This window comes from Sphingorhabdus buctiana (assembly GCF_042680825.1).
Taxonomy (GTDB): Bacteria; Pseudomonadota; Alphaproteobacteria; order Sphingomonadales; family Sphingomonadaceae; genus Sphingorhabdus_B; species Sphingorhabdus_B buctiana.
Window position 1 is genome coordinate 185,955 of record NZ_JBHUEL010000004.1, and the last position, 15,780, is coordinate 201,734.

At 57.8% G+C, this 15,780-nt stretch carries 14 protein-coding genes; 5 read left to right on the forward strand and 9 right to left on the reverse strand.

Annotation, left to right across the window (positions count from 1 at the left end; translation table 11 throughout):
* Positions 1 to 13 precede the first annotated feature (13 nt).
* Together ACFSAG_RS06040 and ACFSAG_RS06045 are read right to left on the reverse strand one after the other, a co-directional pair.
* On the reverse strand, positions 14 to 1,030 hold the full coding sequence (locus ACFSAG_RS06040) for a 2-oxoacid:ferredoxin oxidoreductase subunit beta (RefSeq protein ID WP_381512450.1): 1,017 nt from the start codon (positions 1,028 to 1,030) through the stop codon (positions 14 to 16).
* A complete protein-coding gene (locus tag ACFSAG_RS06045; protein ID WP_374611393.1) occupies positions 1,027 to 2,913 on the reverse strand; it encodes a 2-oxoacid:acceptor oxidoreductase subunit alpha in 1,887 nt (628 codons plus the stop codon). Before ACFSAG_RS06045 ends, ACFSAG_RS06040 begins: the two co-directional genes overlap by 4 nt.
* Before the next feature lie 165 nt (positions 2,914 to 3,078).
* On the opposite strand from ACFSAG_RS06045, the gene ACFSAG_RS06050 reads away from it, so the two are divergent.
* Both ACFSAG_RS06050 and ACFSAG_RS06055 read left to right on the forward strand, forming a co-directional pair.
* Positions 3,079 to 4,032, forward strand: coding sequence for an alpha/beta hydrolase (locus tag ACFSAG_RS06050; protein WP_374611395.1), 954 nt, complete (start codon positions 3,079 to 3,081; stop codon positions 4,030 to 4,032).
* Positions 4,033 to 4,042: 10 nt separating this feature from the next.
* Positions 4,043 to 4,519 (forward strand): RNA pyrophosphohydrolase, encoded by a 477-nt coding sequence (locus ACFSAG_RS06055; protein ID WP_381512455.1) that lies wholly within the window; start codon positions 4,043 to 4,045, stop codon positions 4,517 to 4,519.
* A gap of 1 nt (position 4,520) precedes the next feature.
* On the opposite strand, the gene ACFSAG_RS06060 is transcribed toward ACFSAG_RS06055, so the two are convergent.
* From ACFSAG_RS06060 to ACFSAG_RS06080, 5 genes are read right to left on the reverse strand one after another with little or no spacing between them, the layout of a single operon-like run.
* A complete protein-coding gene (locus tag ACFSAG_RS06060; RefSeq protein WP_374611399.1) occupies positions 4,521 to 5,033 on the reverse strand; it encodes a tetratricopeptide repeat protein in 513 nt (170 codons plus the stop codon).
* A gap of 36 nt (positions 5,034 to 5,069) precedes the next feature.
* Positions 5,070 to 6,254, reverse strand: a complete 1,185-nt coding sequence (locus ACFSAG_RS06065) for an RsmB/NOP family class I SAM-dependent RNA methyltransferase (protein WP_381512459.1) — start codon at positions 6,252 to 6,254, stop codon at positions 5,070 to 5,072.
* A 9-nt stretch (positions 6,255 to 6,263) separates the two neighbouring features.
* Positions 6,264 to 7,730 (reverse strand): IMP dehydrogenase, encoded by a 1,467-nt coding sequence (gene guaB, locus ACFSAG_RS06070; protein ID WP_381512462.1) that lies wholly within the window; start codon positions 7,728 to 7,730, stop codon positions 6,264 to 6,266.
* A gap of 60 nt (positions 7,731 to 7,790) precedes the next feature.
* On the reverse strand, positions 7,791 to 9,290 hold the full coding sequence (locus ACFSAG_RS06075) for a M28 family peptidase (protein WP_381512464.1): 1,500 nt from the start codon (positions 9,288 to 9,290) through the stop codon (positions 7,791 to 7,793).
* 13 nt (positions 9,291 to 9,303) lie between these two features.
* The gene (locus tag ACFSAG_RS06080) at positions 9,304 to 10,134 is read right to left on the reverse strand and encodes an HpcH/HpaI aldolase/citrate lyase family protein (protein ID WP_381512466.1); all 831 of its coding nucleotides are present in this window, start codon (positions 10,132 to 10,134) and stop codon (positions 9,304 to 9,306) included.
* Between the two features lie 80 nt (positions 10,135 to 10,214).
* Here ACFSAG_RS06080 and ACFSAG_RS06085 point away from each other — a divergent pair, with 80 nt between their 5' ends.
* The 3 genes from ACFSAG_RS06085 (at position 10,215) to ACFSAG_RS06095 (ending at position 13,565) form a co-directional block, all read left to right on the forward strand.
* Complete coding sequence (locus ACFSAG_RS06085; RefSeq protein ID WP_374611409.1) at positions 10,215 to 11,132, forward strand: SPFH domain-containing protein; 918 nt, start codon at positions 10,215 to 10,217, stop codon at positions 11,130 to 11,132.
* Position 11,133: 1 nt separating this feature from the next.
* Positions 11,134 to 11,583, forward strand: coding sequence for an NfeD family protein (locus ACFSAG_RS06090; protein WP_374611411.1), 450 nt, complete (start codon positions 11,134 to 11,136; stop codon positions 11,581 to 11,583).
* 113 nt (positions 11,584 to 11,696) lie between these two features.
* Positions 11,697 to 13,565, forward strand: coding sequence for a DUF885 domain-containing protein (locus tag ACFSAG_RS06095; RefSeq protein ID WP_381512471.1), 1,869 nt, complete (start codon positions 11,697 to 11,699; stop codon positions 13,563 to 13,565).
* A 6-nt stretch (positions 13,566 to 13,571) separates the two neighbouring features.
* On the opposite strand, the gene ACFSAG_RS06100 is transcribed toward ACFSAG_RS06095, so the two are convergent.
* Both ACFSAG_RS06100 and ACFSAG_RS06105 read right to left on the reverse strand, forming a co-directional pair.
* Positions 13,572 to 14,021 (reverse strand): hypothetical protein, encoded by a 450-nt coding sequence (locus tag ACFSAG_RS06100; protein ID WP_381512474.1) that lies wholly within the window; start codon positions 14,019 to 14,021, stop codon positions 13,572 to 13,574.
* A gap of 37 nt (positions 14,022 to 14,058) precedes the next feature.
* Positions 14,059 to 15,660, reverse strand: a complete 1,602-nt coding sequence (locus ACFSAG_RS06105) for a phosphoenolpyruvate carboxykinase (protein WP_381512477.1) — start codon at positions 15,658 to 15,660, stop codon at positions 14,059 to 14,061.
* Positions 15,661 to 15,780 lie beyond the last annotated feature (120 nt).

Below are 15,780 nucleotides of genomic sequence, written 5' to 3' on the forward strand. Positions count from 1 at the left end.
ATGCACCAATGTGTCAGTCGACCGTCCAGGTCTGGCCTTTGCTGATCAGGGCCTGCAAATCGGGCGTCTTGCCTTCTGACAATTTGGCATTCTGCTCGACCACCGCGCTGTCATAGGTCGGGCGTGGATCGTCGTAGAGCACGCCGAGCGCCATCGGGAACTCGCCAAATGGCATTTCCACCAACATGTGCGCGAGCGCGCGGTTCTTCACATTGTGGACGATGACGCCCGCAGACTGCCAATCACCATTGGCGACATCGACGACTTTCAAGGTCAGCGTATCCATGTCCATCGCGATACCCTTATTGCCGTCATCAAACAGCATGGGCTGGCCATCCTGCAGCCAGAGCTGGCGGGCCTCTGCACCCTTCGGGGCTGCGAAATCCTCAAACACATCCTTGTTGTAAACGATGCAGTTCTGGAAGATTTCAACAAAGGCCGCACCCTTGTGCGCGTGCGCGGCCTTGAGAACGTCGGGCAGATGCTTTGACACGTCAAATCCGCGCGCAACAAAACGCGCGCCGGAACCAAGCGCGAAGGCACAAGGTGTTGCCGGGCGATCAACCGATCCGAACGGCGTCGACGGTGATTTGGTGCCGACACGGCTGGTGGGCGAATATTGGCCCTTGGTAAGACCGTAAATTTCGTTGTTGAACAGCAGGATCTGGCAATCAAGATTGCGGCGCAGAAGGTGCATCGTATGGTTGCCGCCGATCGACAGCGCGTCACCATCACCCGTAATGATCCAGACGTCGAGGTCGGGATTGGCGAGCTTTACGCCCGTTGCCACTGCCGGTGCTCGGCCGTGGATGGTGTGGAAGCCATAGGTTTCCATATAATATGGGAAGCGAGACGAGCAGCCGATGCCGCTGATGAAAACCGTATCCTCAGGCTTGCGGCCCAGTTCGGGCATGGTGCGCTGCACGGCCTTCAGGATCGCATAGTCTCCGCAACCCGGGCACCAGCGGACTTCTTGATCGGTCTCCCAATCCTTGGGCGACGATTTCTGGATGGGGGTCATGTCGTTCATGCGAGTGCCTCCTCAATGGCGGCTTCAATTTCGTGGATGCGGAAGGGCTGGCCCGAAACCTTGTTTAGCGGCTTGGCGTCGATCAGATATTGATCGCGCAGCACCGTCTTGAACTGACCGGTGTTCATTTCAGGCACGATTACCTTGTCAAATTTGCGCAGCAAGTCGCCCAGATTGGTCGGCATCGGCCATATATGGCGGACGTGGATGTGGCTGACATCTTGCCCCTTTGCGCGTGCGCGACGGACCGCCTGATGGATCGGGCCAAAGGTTGAGCCCCAACCGACAACTGCCAATTTGCCGCCTTCGGTACCAAGGCAGACATCCTGCGCCGGAATATGCGCGGCAATACCATCGACCTTGCCCTTGCGGATATCGGTCATCGCCTGGTGGTTGGCAGGCGAGTAGTTGAGGTGGCCGGTATCGACCTCCTTCTCGATACCGCCGATGCGATGCAGCAAGCCTGGCGTTCCGGGCTTCACCCAAGGACGGGCGAGCTTGTTGTCGCGGCCATAAGGCTTGAACCCGCCTTCGGGCACATGATCGAGGAAGCTGACCGGGAACGGCTTGTAGCTGCTCATATCCGGAACCTTCCAAGGCTCTGCTGCATTGGCGATATAGCCATCGGTGAGCAGGATGACCGGGGTCATGAACTGGGTTGCAATGCGCACAGCCTCGATCGCGCAATCGAACACGTCTCCCGGCGAGCGAGCAGCGATAACCGGCAACGGCGTATCGCCATTGCGGCCGTAGACCGCTTGGTAAAGGTCAGACTGTTCGGTCTTGGTCGGAAGGCCGGTCGAAGGGCCGCCGCGCTGCGAATTGACGATCACAAGCGGCAACTCGGTCATCACCGCAAGCCCGATGGCTTCGGTCTTGAGCGCAATGCCGGGGCCCGACGATGAAGTAACGCCAAGCTGCCCGGCATAAGATGCACCAATAGCCGAGGCGATGGCCGCAATTTCGTCTTCTGCCTGGAAGGTGGTTACTCCATATTCCTTGAACCGCGCGAGGGCGTGCAATATCGAGCTGGCAGGCGTGATCGGATAGCCGCCGAAGAACATCTTCACACCAGCAAGCTGGCATCCAGCGACAAGACCCATGGCTGCGGCGTCGGCACCATTTATGGTGCGATACAGGCCAGGCTCGGCAGGAGCCGCATCAACATGCTTGCGCGGAATGGCGACGGCACCGGGATTTCCGATTTCTGCTGTTTCACCATAAGCATGGCCAGCATTGAGTGCGGCAATATTGGCGTCGGCCAGGACCGGGTTCTTTGCAAACTTGTCCTTGAGCCACTGAATGATCGGTTCGCGATCACGATCGAACATCCACAGTGCAAGGCCCAGCGTCCACATATTCTTGCAACGCAGGGCTTCCTTGTTGCCGAGGCCAAATGGCTTCACCGCATCCATCGTCAACTGGCTGATATTGAAATGAACCAGTTGCCATTTGCCGAGTGAGCCATCTTCAAGCGGGTTCACATCATATTGCGCCTTGGCGAGGTTGCGTGCGTTGAACTCACCCTCGTCGGCAATGATGAGGCCGCCGGGCTTCAGGTCCTTCACATTGGTCTTGAGCGCCGCCGGGTTCATGGCGACGAGGACGTCGGGCGCATCACCTGCAGTATCGATTTCGGACGCACCGAAATTGATCTGGAACGCCGACACGCCAAACAGCGTGCCCTGTGGTGCCCGGATTTCGGCCGGAAAATCTGGGAAAGTCGCAAAGTCGTTTCCCGCCAAGGCGGACGACAAGGTGAATTGCCCACCCGTCAACTGCATGCCGTCGCCCGAGTCCCCCGCAAAGCGGACCACTACGGCTTCGGGATGGGGAATGTCGGCTTGGGATTGGGTGTCGATGCTGCGCGCGGCAGTAGCCATTTCGTAAAGTCCCGCTGAATTTAATTATCCTGTTAATTCGTCCTTATGCGCGCTTTTGCGCCAAATCCAAATAGGAAATCTGTTTTGTGGCACAGCGGGGCTTTGCCATGGACGCGCCATCTGCTTCGCGTTATGCCTCGATCGAGGAACAATAGGAGAGAGACGATGAGCAACCATTTTGTGCGACCCGATGTACAGGCATTTCTTGATTTTTTGAATGCACAGCCGGGCCCCAAAATGCACGAACTTTCCGCTACGGAAGCGCGCGGGATGATGGTCGCCATGGGCTCTGTGGCCGAGGAAGAACTCGGAGAAATAGCCGTCGTTCGCGATCTTTCAATTCCCGGGCCAGCCGGTGCGATTCCCGCGCGACTCTATGACAACCGCGAAGGCCGGGGCGCCGGTCCGGTAATGGTTTTCTACCATGGTGGCGGTTTTGTGATCGGCGATCTCGACGTTTATGGCCCCTATTGTGCGGAAGTTTCGCGGCAACTCGATATGCCCGTCGTCTCCATCGACTACCGCCTCGCGCCCGAACATCGCTTCCCGGCCGCCGCAGTCGATTGCGAAGCAGCCACACGCTGGATTGCAGGCAGCCCCGCCGAATTGGGATTGCAAGTAACCGGACTTATAACCTCGGGCGACAGCGCCGGAGGCAACCTGACCATTGCAACCACTATGGCCCTGCGGGACAATCCAGCTGCAGTTCCTGTCTTGGTCCAACATCCGATCTATCCGGTCGTGACCGATAGCGATGATTGGCAAAGCATGCGCGATTTTGCCGACGGCTTTTTGCTCACCGCCGATTCCATGGCTTATTTCCATGCAGCCTATCAAGCCGATGCAAATGACTATCGCGGTGCGCCGATTCGGTTTTCGCAAGAAGGCATGCCCCCTTCGCTTGTCACCACAGCAAGTCTCGATCCGTTGCGCGATCAAGGCTTGGCCTATGTCGAGTCATTGAAGGCGGCCGGCGTTCACGTCCAGCATCGCAGCGCGGATGGCAATGTCCATGGCCACATTACGCTGCGCAAGGCCATCCCCTCCTCTAAGGAGGATGTTGCAGGAAACCTTGCAGCATTGAAGGCGATGCTAGCCGAAGTGATGGAAAACGCCTGAGGCCCAGCTGATGAGCGACGGAGACGATCTGCCCTACCGACCCTGCGCGGGTATTATGCTCGCGAACCGGTCGGGATTGGTATTTGTCGGCCAGCGGATCGATAATCCGGGCGATGCATGGCAAATGCCGCAGGGTGGCATCGACGATGGGGAAGACCCGGAGATGGCGGCGTTTCGGGAACTGGGCGAAGAAACCGGGCTGTTTCCGCACCATGTGGACTTGATTGCCCGTAGCAAGGAAGAATATTTCTATGATCTTCCTCCAGAATTGCAGGGCAACATCTGGGGCGGACGTTGGCGCGGTCAACGCCAATGGTGGTTTCTTATGCGATTCAAGGGTGACGATGCAGACATCAACATCGAAACCCACCATCCGGAGTTCTCTCGGTGGAAATGGGCTGAAGCTTCTGAATTGCCTAAGCTGATCGTGCCGTTCAAACGGCGCATTTATGAAGCTGTTGTTGCGGAATTCGGCCCGCTGATTTGAATCAGTTCGACTGCTGGACGGTCGGTTTGATTTCAACAGCGCTAGCCTGAACCGCATCCTTCAGCTTGGCCTTTTCGATCGCAGAAGACAGCCGCTCACTCTCGCTGCACTTGGAACGGCACAAAATCTGCAACCGGGCCAGGTTCTTGCCTGCCGCGTCAAGCGCACCCTTCGACGCCATTAATTCGCCCTGAGCCGCGATGATCGCGATGTCGTTCGGCTCGATATCCAGTGCACTTTTGTAGAAGGAAATGGCTTTCCCTTTGAGGCCTTGCTGCGCTGAAACCTCTGCCATGCCGACAAAGGCGGAGCGGTTACGCGGATCGACTGCCAAGGCAGTTTCGAACCAGCCCAATGCTTCATCAAGCTTTCCGGCCTTTTGCAAGGCAACGCCTTCCGCGACCAAGGCCATCGATTGCGGGTCGATTTCATAGTCGGCTTTTTTTCCGATGCTGGCGCTTGATGCCACCAAGAAAAGGGCGGACAGCGCGATGACGGGTGGCGAAAAACGCATAATCAAATTCCAATAACTTTGCACCGATAGCCCCCGCTAACATAGCTTGTGCAAACGCGCCATGTAGAAGCCATCGCTACCGTCATGTGCTGGGGTTAGCAAGATACCTGCGCCATCGCGCCGTCCCGCGCGAACCAATCCAAGATCTGGCTCGAACCCTTTTGCACGCTCCAGAAAGCCGTCAGCCTGATCCCTGCCTTCGCAAGCGAACAATGAACAGACGGCGTACACCAGACGGCCACCGGGTTTCACCAATTGCGCCGCGATATCGAGCAGACGCGCCTGCTCGGTCACTAGTCGCTGCAGATCGCGCTGCTCCAGCCGCCATCGGGTTTCGGGGTTGCGGCGCCAGGTTCCGCTGCCCGAACAAGGGGCGTCGATCAGGACGATGTCGCACGCTTCTGAAAGATCATCCAATGTTGCCAGCTCTTTACCGGGGTTGAGCAAGCGGGTTTCGATAAACTCAGCCTTTGCCCGGACAGCGCGGGGTGGCAACTGTGTTAGGCGATCACGGCTTGTATCGGCAGCGATAAGCCTGCCCTCCCCCGCCATATGCGATGCCAGCGCAAGCGTCTTCCCGCCTGCCCCTGCACACAGATCGAGCACTGTCATGCCAGGTTTGGCTTCACACAGTTCCGCGATCAACTGGCTACCGAAATCCTGCACTTCAACGGCACCGCTTTGATAAACCGGCTCCGTCTCGATAGAAAAACCTGTCGGCAAACGCAGGCCATCGGTGCAGCCCTCCATTTGCTGCGCTTCGGGAAACTGGGCTTGAACCTGCGCGGGACAAGCGACCAGCCTGTTCACGCGAATGTCGAGCGGCGCGCGCTCCAGCAAAGCCGGAAATTCGTCTCCCGTCACCAGTTCCGAAAATAGCGGCTTCACCCATTCAGGCACGATATCACCCGACGCTTTCGGTTCGCTTGGATCAATAGCTTTCGGCCCATAGGCCGAGCCATCGAACAGAGCCGCCAGCTCCTGATCGGTACCAGCCAAAGCGACCATCGCGGCACGTCCGTTTTCCGGCCGTTCGCCAAATGCCCGGATTGCACGCCATGCAAGATCGCGGATCGCACGCCTGTCTTTTGATCCGGCGTAACGGCGCGCAGCAAAGAAAGCCGCAGCCACACGATCCGCGGAGCCGCCCTTATCGCGTGCTGCCACGATTATCTCATCGAGCAACTCGATCGCTGACTGCACTCTCGCGGCGGGCGTCATGCCTGCAGCTCAACGCGTCGGATAATTGGGTGCTTCCCGGGTGATGGTAACATCGTGGACATGGCTTTCGCGCAAACCGGCATTGGTTATCTGCACAAAACGCGCACGCTCTTGAAGGTCGGCGATGGTCGCGGAGCCTGTATAACCCATCGCAGCCTTCACGCCGCCAACGAGCTGGTGAATTACATCCGCAGCAGGGCCTTTATAGGGCACTTGGCCTTCAATGCCCTCCGGAACCAGCTTGAGTTGATCCTTGATATCCTGCTGGAAATAGCGATCCGCCGATCCACGCGCCATCGCACCCACCGATCCCATTCCGCGGTAGCTCTTATAAGCCCGACCTTGGTAGAGGAAGGTCTCACCAGGTGCCTCTTCGGTTCCCGCGAGCAACGAACCAACCATCACGCTAGCCGCACCGGCGGCCAAAGCCTTGGCGAGGTCACCCGACGTACGAAGGCCGCCATCGGCGATCACAGGAATGCCAGACTTGGCGGCTTCCTCAGCCGAATCCATGACTGCGGTTAACTGCGGAACGCCAACACCCGCAACGACGCGAGTCGTACAGATGGAGCCCGGCCCGATGCCGACCTTTACGCCATCCGCACCAGCATCGATCAGTGCCCGCGTCGCTTCGGCAGTGGCGACATTGCCCGCAATGACCTGAACCTTGCTCGACATTTTCTTGATTTCGGACACTGCGACCGAAACCATCTTGCTGTGCCCATGGGCCGTATCGACGATAATTACGTCGCATTCCGCATCGATAAGCGCACGGGTGCGCTCCAAGCCCTTGTCACCCACCGTCGTTGCCGCTGCGACGCGCAAGCGGCCCGTCGCATCCTTGGTTGCGTCGGGATAGGTAACGGCCTTTTCGATATCCTTGACGGTGATCAGGCCAACGCAGTGAAAATCATTGTCGACGACCAACAGCTTTTCGATGCGGCGCTGGTGCAAGAGGCGCCGGGCCTCTTCTTGCGCAACGCCGGCTTGAACTGTCGCGAGATTATCGCGCGTCATCAGTTCGGACACCGGCTGCATCGGGTTTTCAGCAAAGCGGACGTCGCGGTTGGTAAGGATGCCGACCAGCTTTCCGCTCGCTTCAACCACAGGGATGCCCGAAATCCGGTTTTCCAGCATCAGCGCCTGCGCTTCGGCAAGCGTCGCATTTGGCGCGATCGTGATCGGGTTAACGACCATGCCCGATTCATACCGCTTCACCTGACGCACAGCTGCCGCCTGTTCCTCGATCGACAGATTGCGATGCAGCACGCCAATCCCGCCCAACTGGGCCATTACGATCGCCATGCGCGCTTCGGTGACGGTATCCATCGCCGAAGACATGATCGGGATGTTGAGCGAGATTTCAGGGGTTATCCGCGTGCGGGTATCAGCCTGGCTTGGCAGGATGTCAGACTCGCAAGGCTGCAACAACACATCGTCGAAGGTTAGGCCAAGGCGGATTTTATCGGATTTCATGGTGCCACTTTGCTTTGTCTGGGTGTCGAGTCGTGGCGGCCCATGTAAACAGTAGACCGATTATTCGCCAGTCCCCTTCTCGGGCTTTTTGGGCTTGTACTTGCGGGTGTCGGCAAAATAGCGCCCCAGTTCGACGTGCAGGTCCGCATCCTCGGCTGCCCCGCCCAGTTGGATACCATCACGAACCTCGTCTTCGGGGCCGTGATAATCGGATTTCAGAAAAGCATCGAGCTTTGCGAGATCGGCAAATGATCCACCAACCATCAGCGCAGGAACATTTTTCTCGGTTAGTGCCCAGCCATCTTGCCTTTGGAGGAAGGCATTGGCATCGGTCGAAGGTTCGATCTTGCGGCGAAGTTTGCGCGCCACCGTTTCGATATCGTCATCCAGATCGGTTTTGCCGCGCCCTATAATGGCCACCTTGGCGCCTTTGGGCGCGATGGCCACCGTGTCTATGTTGAGCACTACCTTGATCTGTTCTAACGGCACCACCGGATCAGCGGCAAAGGCACGCGCGCCAATCAGGCCATATTCCTCCGCCGTCGTGCCAATGAAGAGTATATCGCGATCAAAGCGGGCTTTACCAAGGCGTTTCGCCACTTCGATCAAGACAGCCATGCCGCTGGCATTATCAACCGCGCCGTTGCAGATGCGATCCTCGGCGGCTTCGGGGCGACAAATACCGAAATGGTCCCAATGACCCATGAAAATCACCGCGCCGCTGCCGGACTTTTTACCTGGAATGCGGCCAATGATATTATTGCTTCTGATCCGTTCGACATCGGTCTCGACGTCAAGATTGGCAGAGAGTCCAAATGACTGCCCGGCATAATCAGCGGCCCGTGCGGCAACGCGCAGTTTATCCCAGTCTCCGCCCGCAGCAGTCACCAGAGCCACCATATATTGCGGGCTGACTACGCCTTCGACATCGGCTCTCTTATCACGCGCCTCCCACGTAATCGGGCGAGAGAGGATGGCACGACGGAAAACGGGGAAATCAAATTGTTCTCCCGATATGGACACAACACCTGCTGCACCGGCATCAATCAGCGCAGTGCGGCGCGCGCGTGCTGATTTCATATCAGCCGGCAGAAAATCGGCATCATCGGCCAACACAAAGACCAGCTTGCCTTTAACGTCCGCGACAACCTTGCCCTGCCCGTTGACGCCATGTCCGACGAACAAGGTGGGCAATGCGTCTGCCTTGTACTGCCTTTCGCGACCCACCAGCAGGATATCGTCGCTCACTACGCGCAGTTTTTCGCCCTTTGCGAAGAACTGGGCTGTAGCCTGTTTTGGGCCGCGCCGGATGAGATCGACCGGCTGATACCAGCTGCCATCGCGCGCGCCGGGTTTCAGGCCCGCTGTGCTCCACTGCCTCTGCAGATAAGCAAGAGTCTTGCGCTCACCTTCGGTTCCGGGGGCACGGCCTTCAAACTCGTCCGACGCCAAAATCTCCACATGCTTGCGCAGTTCGGATTCGGTCACGGGCTTGCCAACAATAGCAACGCTGGTGAAGCTGGTGAGAAGGAGGAAAGATGTTAAACGAAGCGCGCGCATCAGCGCAGTTAGTCTAACTTCCCGCCGTATGTCGAGAACGTTCTATCGTCCGGCGCGCCTGTTCGACATGCATCGATTCGATCATCTTGCCTTCATGCCGCTGCGCGCCACCCGTGGAAGCAGCAATAATTGCTTCAGCTGCAGCAATTTCCTCAACACTGGGTCCGAAAGCTGTGTTGGCAATGGCAATCTGATTGGGATGGATCAGCGTCTTGCCGGTGAATCCATAGGCTCGGCCCTGTCGGCATTCGGCGTCCAGTCCGCTCATGTCATCCAGCTTGTTGTTCACGCCATCAAAAGCAGGTTTACCAGCCGCTGCAGCAGCCAGCACCATCGTCTGAAGCGCAAGCTCCAGACCTTCACGATTGGGACCCGGCCGGATACCCATATCGGCGCAGATATCATTCACACCTGCAATAAGCCCTGCGACAGAGCGATGTGCGGCAATCTCGCGACAATTATAGAGGCCGAGTGGGCCTTCGATCATCGCGAGCACAGGGTTGGGCAGCCGTTGGGTAGGCGCGTCCAGATCCGCAGCGCTTTCGACCTTGGGCAGCACGAAACAATCCGCAGCCGATCGCTCGACCGCAATGATATCGGCTTCAATTTCCGGGCTGTCCAATCCGTTGAGGCGGATGGCGACCAGTTTACCTGGAAATCCTTTCGCAACTTCGGCGACGGCGGCTTCGCGCGCCTCTGCCTTGCGGTCTGCGGGAACCGAATCCTCAAGATCGATAATCAGCATATCGACGTCGAGGCCTCGTGCCTTTTCAAGCGCGCGTCCGTTGATTGCCGGCACGTACATGGCTGTCCGCACCAATTTCAGCTTTTCAACCAATGTCATAGTCTGCGCACCTTGTCCGATTTCGCTTGGCAAGTCCCCGCATATTTGGGAGATGGATGGCAGTCAAATAGGAGGTGGGCATGGAAACCTTTGTAATCGTATTGCTGGTACTCGCAGTGATATTCCTGATGATGGGGATCACAGTCGTTCGGCAAGGCCATGTCTATACCATCGAACGCTTTGGCCGCTTTACCCATGCTGCGCATCCGGGCTTCAACTTCATCGTTCCTTTCGTCGATCGCGTCGGCCGCAAGATCAACATGATGGAGCAAGTGCTCGATATTCCTGGGCAGGAAATCATCACCAAGGATAATGCCATGGTCGGCGTGGATGCCGTGGTGTTCTTCCAGGTGCTCGATGCGGCAAAAGCTGCCTATGAAGTTTCCGACCTGTATGTCGCGATCATGCAGATCACGACGACCAACCTGCGCACCGTCATGGGATCGATGGATCTCGACGAGACGTTGTCCAAACGTGATGACATCAATGGTCGTTTGCTGGGCGTTGTTGATCACGCCACAAGTCCGTGGGGCGTGAAGATCACGCGTGTCGAAGTGAAAGACATTCGCCCACCCGCTGACATTTCCAACGCCATGGCCCGCCAGATGAAGGCCGAACGTGAAAAGCGTGCGCAAATCCTGGAAGCGGAAGGTCTGCGTGCCGCAGAAATCCTGCGGGCAGAAGGCGAAAAGCAAGGCGCGATCCTGCAGGCAGAAGGTCGCAGGGAGGCTGCGTTCCGCGATGCAGAAGCGCGCGAACGTGAAGCAGAGGCCGAAGCAAAGGCTACGCAGATGGTCTCCGATGCTATTGCCAGCGGAAACGCGCAAGCCATCAACTATTTCATTGCGCAAAAATATGTTGAGGCAGTCAGCCAGTTTGCGACATCGCCCAACAGCAAGACGATTCTGTTCCCAGTCGAAGCGACACAGTTGATCGGCACATTGGGCGGAATTGGCGAACTCGCCAAGGATGCGCTTTCCAACGAGAAGGGCAAGTAAGATGGCCGACTGGCTGGCTTCGCTCGAACCCCACTGGTTCTGGCTATCGGTGGGTGTGGCGCTTGGCGTTATCGAAATGCTGGCGCCCGGTTTTTTCCTGATGTGGCTAGGGGTTGCCGCAATCATCGTCGGCCTGCTCTCATGGGTTTTGCCGATTTCGCTGCCCTTGCAGGTCGCGCTTTTTGCCGTTCTCTCGGTGTTGACGGTCTACGCAGGCAAGCGCTTCCTGAAAGACAATCCGATCCAGTCCGAGGACCCCGCACTCAATGATCGCGGTGCGCGATTGACCGGAGAGATTGTCACCGTGATCGAAGCCATCGTCGATGGTAGAGGACGCGTCAAAGTGGGCGATGGCGAATGGAACGCCCGGGGCGCAGACGCGCCTGTCGGGTCCAAGGTCCGCGTGATTGGCGCAGAGGGCGCAGTCCTGAAAGTTGAACCGCTGGGTTAAACTCCAAAGGTCGGGATGTCGGTCGTCGAAATGCATTGGGCGGCAATGCCCATGCTATTGACCGCCGCTGCGCGCCAGCTATCAAACCGGGATCAATTTGAGGAGCCTTCCCCGTGCCTGAAGCATTACAAAACTTTTCCCGACGCCAGACCATTGCAGCATTGGGCACAGGGGCAGCTGCGCTGGCTTTGGGCGGCTGCGTGCGCACCGGAACCGCCATTGCTTCGGCCCCTTCGCCGCAACCAGCACTCGCGGAGAGAGCCAACGCCTTATTGGGCTCGATTGCGGATAACCTTCTCGCGCATTCACCCGAAGGCGCTACTTCGCTAGGCATAGACACTGGCGCTCGCGCAGCAATGCGAGGCAAATTGGCGGATCGCTCAGCTTCTGGCCAAAAAGCGATAGCCGATACCCTTGCCGCCGATCTGAAACGCGTGCGCGCGTTCGACAAAACCGGTCTCGATCATTCCACCCGCACAAGCCTCGCAGTGGTCGAAAGCGCATATGACGTGGCGCTGGATGGATTCGCCCTGCCCTATGGCGACGTCGCAGTGGGCGGCTGGCGCAACACGCCTTATGTCGTCATCCAGAATGTCGGTGCGTATCTTGATACTCCCCGTTTCCTCGATAGCGACCACCCCATCCGCAATTCGGCAGATGCCGAAGCCTATCTCGCGCGCCTGACGGCCTATGCAGCGATATTGGATGGCGAGACGGGGCGTTTGAAAGATGCGGCAGGCAAAGGATTGTTTGCGCCTGCTTTCCTTATCGAAAAAGCCATCAAACAAATGGAACAAAGCCTGGCCGGCGCGCGGCAGGGCGGCGGGTTGGCCGAAAGCATCACGCGGCGGACAAAGGCGCTGGGGATTGCTGGTAACTGGTCAGATCGCGCGACGCAGATATTGCGCGATCTGGTTGCACCGGCGCTCGAACGACAACTCGCCGAGTTGAAGGCGCAATTGCCCAAGGCAAACATGGATGCAGGCATGTGGGCGCGCCCGCGCGGTGATGAATTCTACGCCTGGGCGTTACGCGCGAGCACCACAACACGCATGGCACCTGAAGAGGTGCACCAGATGGGGCTGGACGAGCTTCGCACGCTGCACGGCCGCATGGATCCGATCCTGAAAAGTCTCGGCTATACGCAGGGCTCGGTCGGCGAACGCATGAATGCGCTGGCAAAGGACCCTCGCTTCAAATTCAGCGAAGGCGATGCAGGTCGCGCCGAGATCATGGCCTTCATCCAGGAATGGCTAGGCAAGATCCGTGCTGAGATGCCCCGGGCTTTCCGCACTTTGGTCCGCGGCAATCTGGAGGTGAAGCGTCTTCCGCCCGAGGAAGAGCCTGGCGCACCTGGCGCCTATGGCGGGGCTGGCTCGATCGATGGCTCGATACCCGGCAAGTTCTGGATCAACCTGCGCACGACTGACCTGCACAGCAAATTCAGCTTGCCCGACCTTACTTTCCATGAAGCCATCCCCGGTCACGTCTGGCAGGGCGAATATGCGAACCAGATGCCGCTGATCCGCACCATGCTGGCCTTCAATGCCTATAGCGAAGGTTGGGCGCTCTACGCCGAGCAACTGGCGGACGAACTTGGTCTTTACGACGATTATCAGGTCGGCCGCCTTGGCTATCTTCAGTCTCTTGCTTTTCGCGCTTGCCGCCTTGTCGTCGACACCGGGCTGCATGCAAAGCGCTGGACGCGCGAACAGGGCGTCAAATTCTTTGTGGAGGAAAATGGCTCAAACGCGCTTGAGGTGGCCAGCGAAGTCGATCGCTATTGCAGTTGGCCGGGCCAAGCTTGCGGTTACAAGGTCGGGCACAGCGAAATCGTTCGCCAACGGGGATTGGCACAAGCCGCATTGGGCAGCCGCTATGACCTTCGAGACTTCAATGACACAGTGGTGCGTGGCGGCAATGTTCCGCTCGATGTGCTCGCCAAAAATGTCGCCGAATATGTTGCAGGTGCCAAGACCTGAACCGGCTCAGACCTCAGCCAAAGGAACAAGATCAGGCTCGATAAATCCCAGCCGGGCTTCGATCGAGAAGAGCCGTTCGGGCGAATAATGTGCTAGCGGCAATTCCCGCCTCCCGCGGGGTGAAAGCAGCAGCGAATTGACCGCCTCGCACAACGGCGTTTTGCCGACGCTCTGCAAATGCGCACGCACAGCGGCGACATAGACCTGCGTTATGGTCTCGTGATAGCCCTGCGTTTCGTCATTCACACCGCCGACGGCGACATTGTAGCTCGAAATGATGCTGCGCATTTCGCGCTCAGCATCTATTTCTGGTCGGCAGCGCACGATCCAGAGACACGCGGCAAGATGTGCTTCATGAGTCCATAATTCGCGCGGCAATGTGCGCGCCAAAAGCCCCTCACCCACATGGATGATGCTCGCGTCATCAGGGAATAATCGGGGTGAAAAATAGGTCATTTCCGGGGTCCTGAAAATCCCGGAAATGGCCGGGCCCTTATGCGGCGGTAGGAGCCGCCTGCTTCACGCCTTCATCGACATGCTGCTCGAATTGTTCGAAATTATCGATAAATGCCTGGACAAGCTTTTGCGCTGTTGCATCATAAGCAGCCTTGTCGGCCCAGGCTTCGCGCGGATCAAGGATCTTGCTGTCGACACCCACAACCGCGACCGGGAACTCGAAACCGAAGTTCGGATCCTTGCGGAACTCGGCATTGTTGAGGCTGCCGTCGAGCGCCGCATTAAGCAGCGCGCGGGTGGCCTTGATCGGCATTCGGCTGATGCCCGGATCGGTTGCCTTGCCGCCGGTCCAGCCGGTGTTGACCAACCAGCAGGTAACACCGCCCTTGGCGATACGCTCCTTCAGCAAATTGCCGTAAACGCTGGGATGGCGCGGCATGAAGGGGGCGCCAAAGCAGGTCGAGAAGGTAGCAGTCGGTTCGGTCACGCCAATTTCGGTACCGGCAACGCGTGCGGTATAGCCCGAAAGGAAGTGGTACATCGCCTGATCAGGCGTCAACCTCGCAATCGGGGGCAGCACGCCATAGGCATCGGCGGTCAACATGATGATGTTTTTCGGTACCGGCCCCAGATTGTCCTTCGACGCATTGGGAATGAAGTCGATCGGATATGAACCACGGCTGTTTTCAGCGAGGCTGTTGTCGTTGAAATCAAGTTCGCGGGTCTCAGCATCCATAACGACATTTTCGAGCACGGTGCCGAAACGCTTCGTGGTGGCATAGATTTCAGGCTCAGCCTCGGGCGAAAGATTGATCATCTTCGCATAGCAGCCGCCTTCAAAGTTGAAGACTGCGGTGTCCGACCAGCCATGCTCATCATCACCGATAAGCGTGCGGCTGGCATCGGCCGACAGTGTGGTCTTGCCAGTACCCGAAAGGCCAAAGAAGATCGCGGTATCGCCGTTGGGGCCGATATTGGCCGAGCAATGCATCGGCATTACGCCCTGTTCGGGCAGCAAGTAATTGAGGATGCCGAATACCGACTTCTTCATTTCACCGGCATAAGCGGTGCCGCCGATCAGGATCAGTTTTTCGGTAAAGTTCACCGCAATGACAGTCTCGCTGCGGCAGCCATGGCGCGCCGGATCCGCGCGGAAGCTGGGTAGGTCGATAATTGTATATTCCGGAACCAGATCGGCTAGTTCCTTCGCTTCCGGACGCACCAGTAGCGTACGGATGAACAGATTGTGCCACGCGAATTCGTTGATCACGCGAACATTGACGCGATATTCGGGCTGCGAGCCACCGAACAGGTCGGCTACGTAAAGCTTGTCCTTGGCCGCGAGCGCCGCGTAGAAATCCTCTTTCAGTGCAGCAAAATGTGCGGGGTCCATCGCGACATTGGTCTTGCCCCAATGGATGGTGCTTTCGGTGTTCGCATCGCGCACGATGAATTTGTCCGAAGCTGAACGACCGGTGTGCTTTCCGGTTTGCACGACCAACGGACCGTCTTTCGCCAGCTTGCCTTCACCATTTGCCAGGGCCGATTCGACCAAGGGAGCCGTACCGAGGTTCCAGAAAATCTTAGCACTGGTGTTAATGCCTTGTTTTTCGAGCGAGAAGTTCGGCGTTACGGACACGATGGCTTCCTTTTGAAAATGACTGTGCATAGGTATGCACGGGGAATGTAGCGGCCCCTAACCTACCGCTGACTTTTCGTCAAACGCTCCCCGCAGCATTTTACTCAAGAAAATTGTCAC

What these genes read in the sequence shown, in the direction of transcription:
- ACFSAG_RS06085 (WP_374611409.1), top strand. Translation starts at nt 10,215, where the DNA reads ATGGAAACCTTTGTAATCGTATTGCTGGTACTCGCAGTGATATTCCTG.
- ACFSAG_RS06100 (WP_381512474.1), bottom strand. Translation starts at nt 14,021, where the DNA reads ATGACCTATTTTTCACCCCGATTATTCCCTGATGACGCGAGCATCATC.
- ACFSAG_RS06080 (WP_381512466.1), bottom strand. Translation starts at nt 10,134, where the DNA reads ATGACATTGGTTGAAAAGCTGAAATTGGTGCGGACAGCCATGTACGTG.
- ACFSAG_RS06075 (WP_381512464.1), bottom strand. Translation starts at nt 9,290, where the DNA reads ATGCGCGCGCTTCGTTTAACATCTTTCCTCCTTCTCACCAGCTTCACC.
- ACFSAG_RS06040 (WP_381512450.1), bottom strand. Translation starts at nt 1,030, where the DNA reads ATGAACGACATGACCCCCATCCAGAAATCGTCGCCCAAGGATTGGGAG.
- ACFSAG_RS06055 (WP_381512455.1), top strand. Translation starts at nt 4,043, where the DNA reads ATGAGCGACGGAGACGATCTGCCCTACCGACCCTGCGCGGGTATTATG.
- ACFSAG_RS06065 (WP_381512459.1), bottom strand. Translation starts at nt 6,254, where the DNA reads ATGACGCCCGCCGCGAGAGTGCAGTCAGCGATCGAGTTGCTCGATGAG.
- guaB (WP_381512462.1), bottom strand. Translation starts at nt 7,730, where the DNA reads ATGAAATCCGATAAAATCCGCCTTGGCCTAACCTTCGACGATGTGTTG.
- ACFSAG_RS06050 (WP_374611395.1), top strand. Translation starts at nt 3,079, where the DNA reads ATGAGCAACCATTTTGTGCGACCCGATGTACAGGCATTTCTTGATTTT.
- ACFSAG_RS06060 (WP_374611399.1), bottom strand. Translation starts at nt 5,033, where the DNA reads ATGCGTTTTTCGCCACCCGTCATCGCGCTGTCCGCCCTTTTCTTGGTG.
- ACFSAG_RS06045 (WP_374611393.1), bottom strand. Translation starts at nt 2,913, where the DNA reads ATGGCTACTGCCGCGCGCAGCATCGACACCCAATCCCAAGCCGACATT.
- ACFSAG_RS06090 (WP_374611411.1), top strand. Translation starts at nt 11,134, where the DNA reads ATGGCCGACTGGCTGGCTTCGCTCGAACCCCACTGGTTCTGGCTATCG.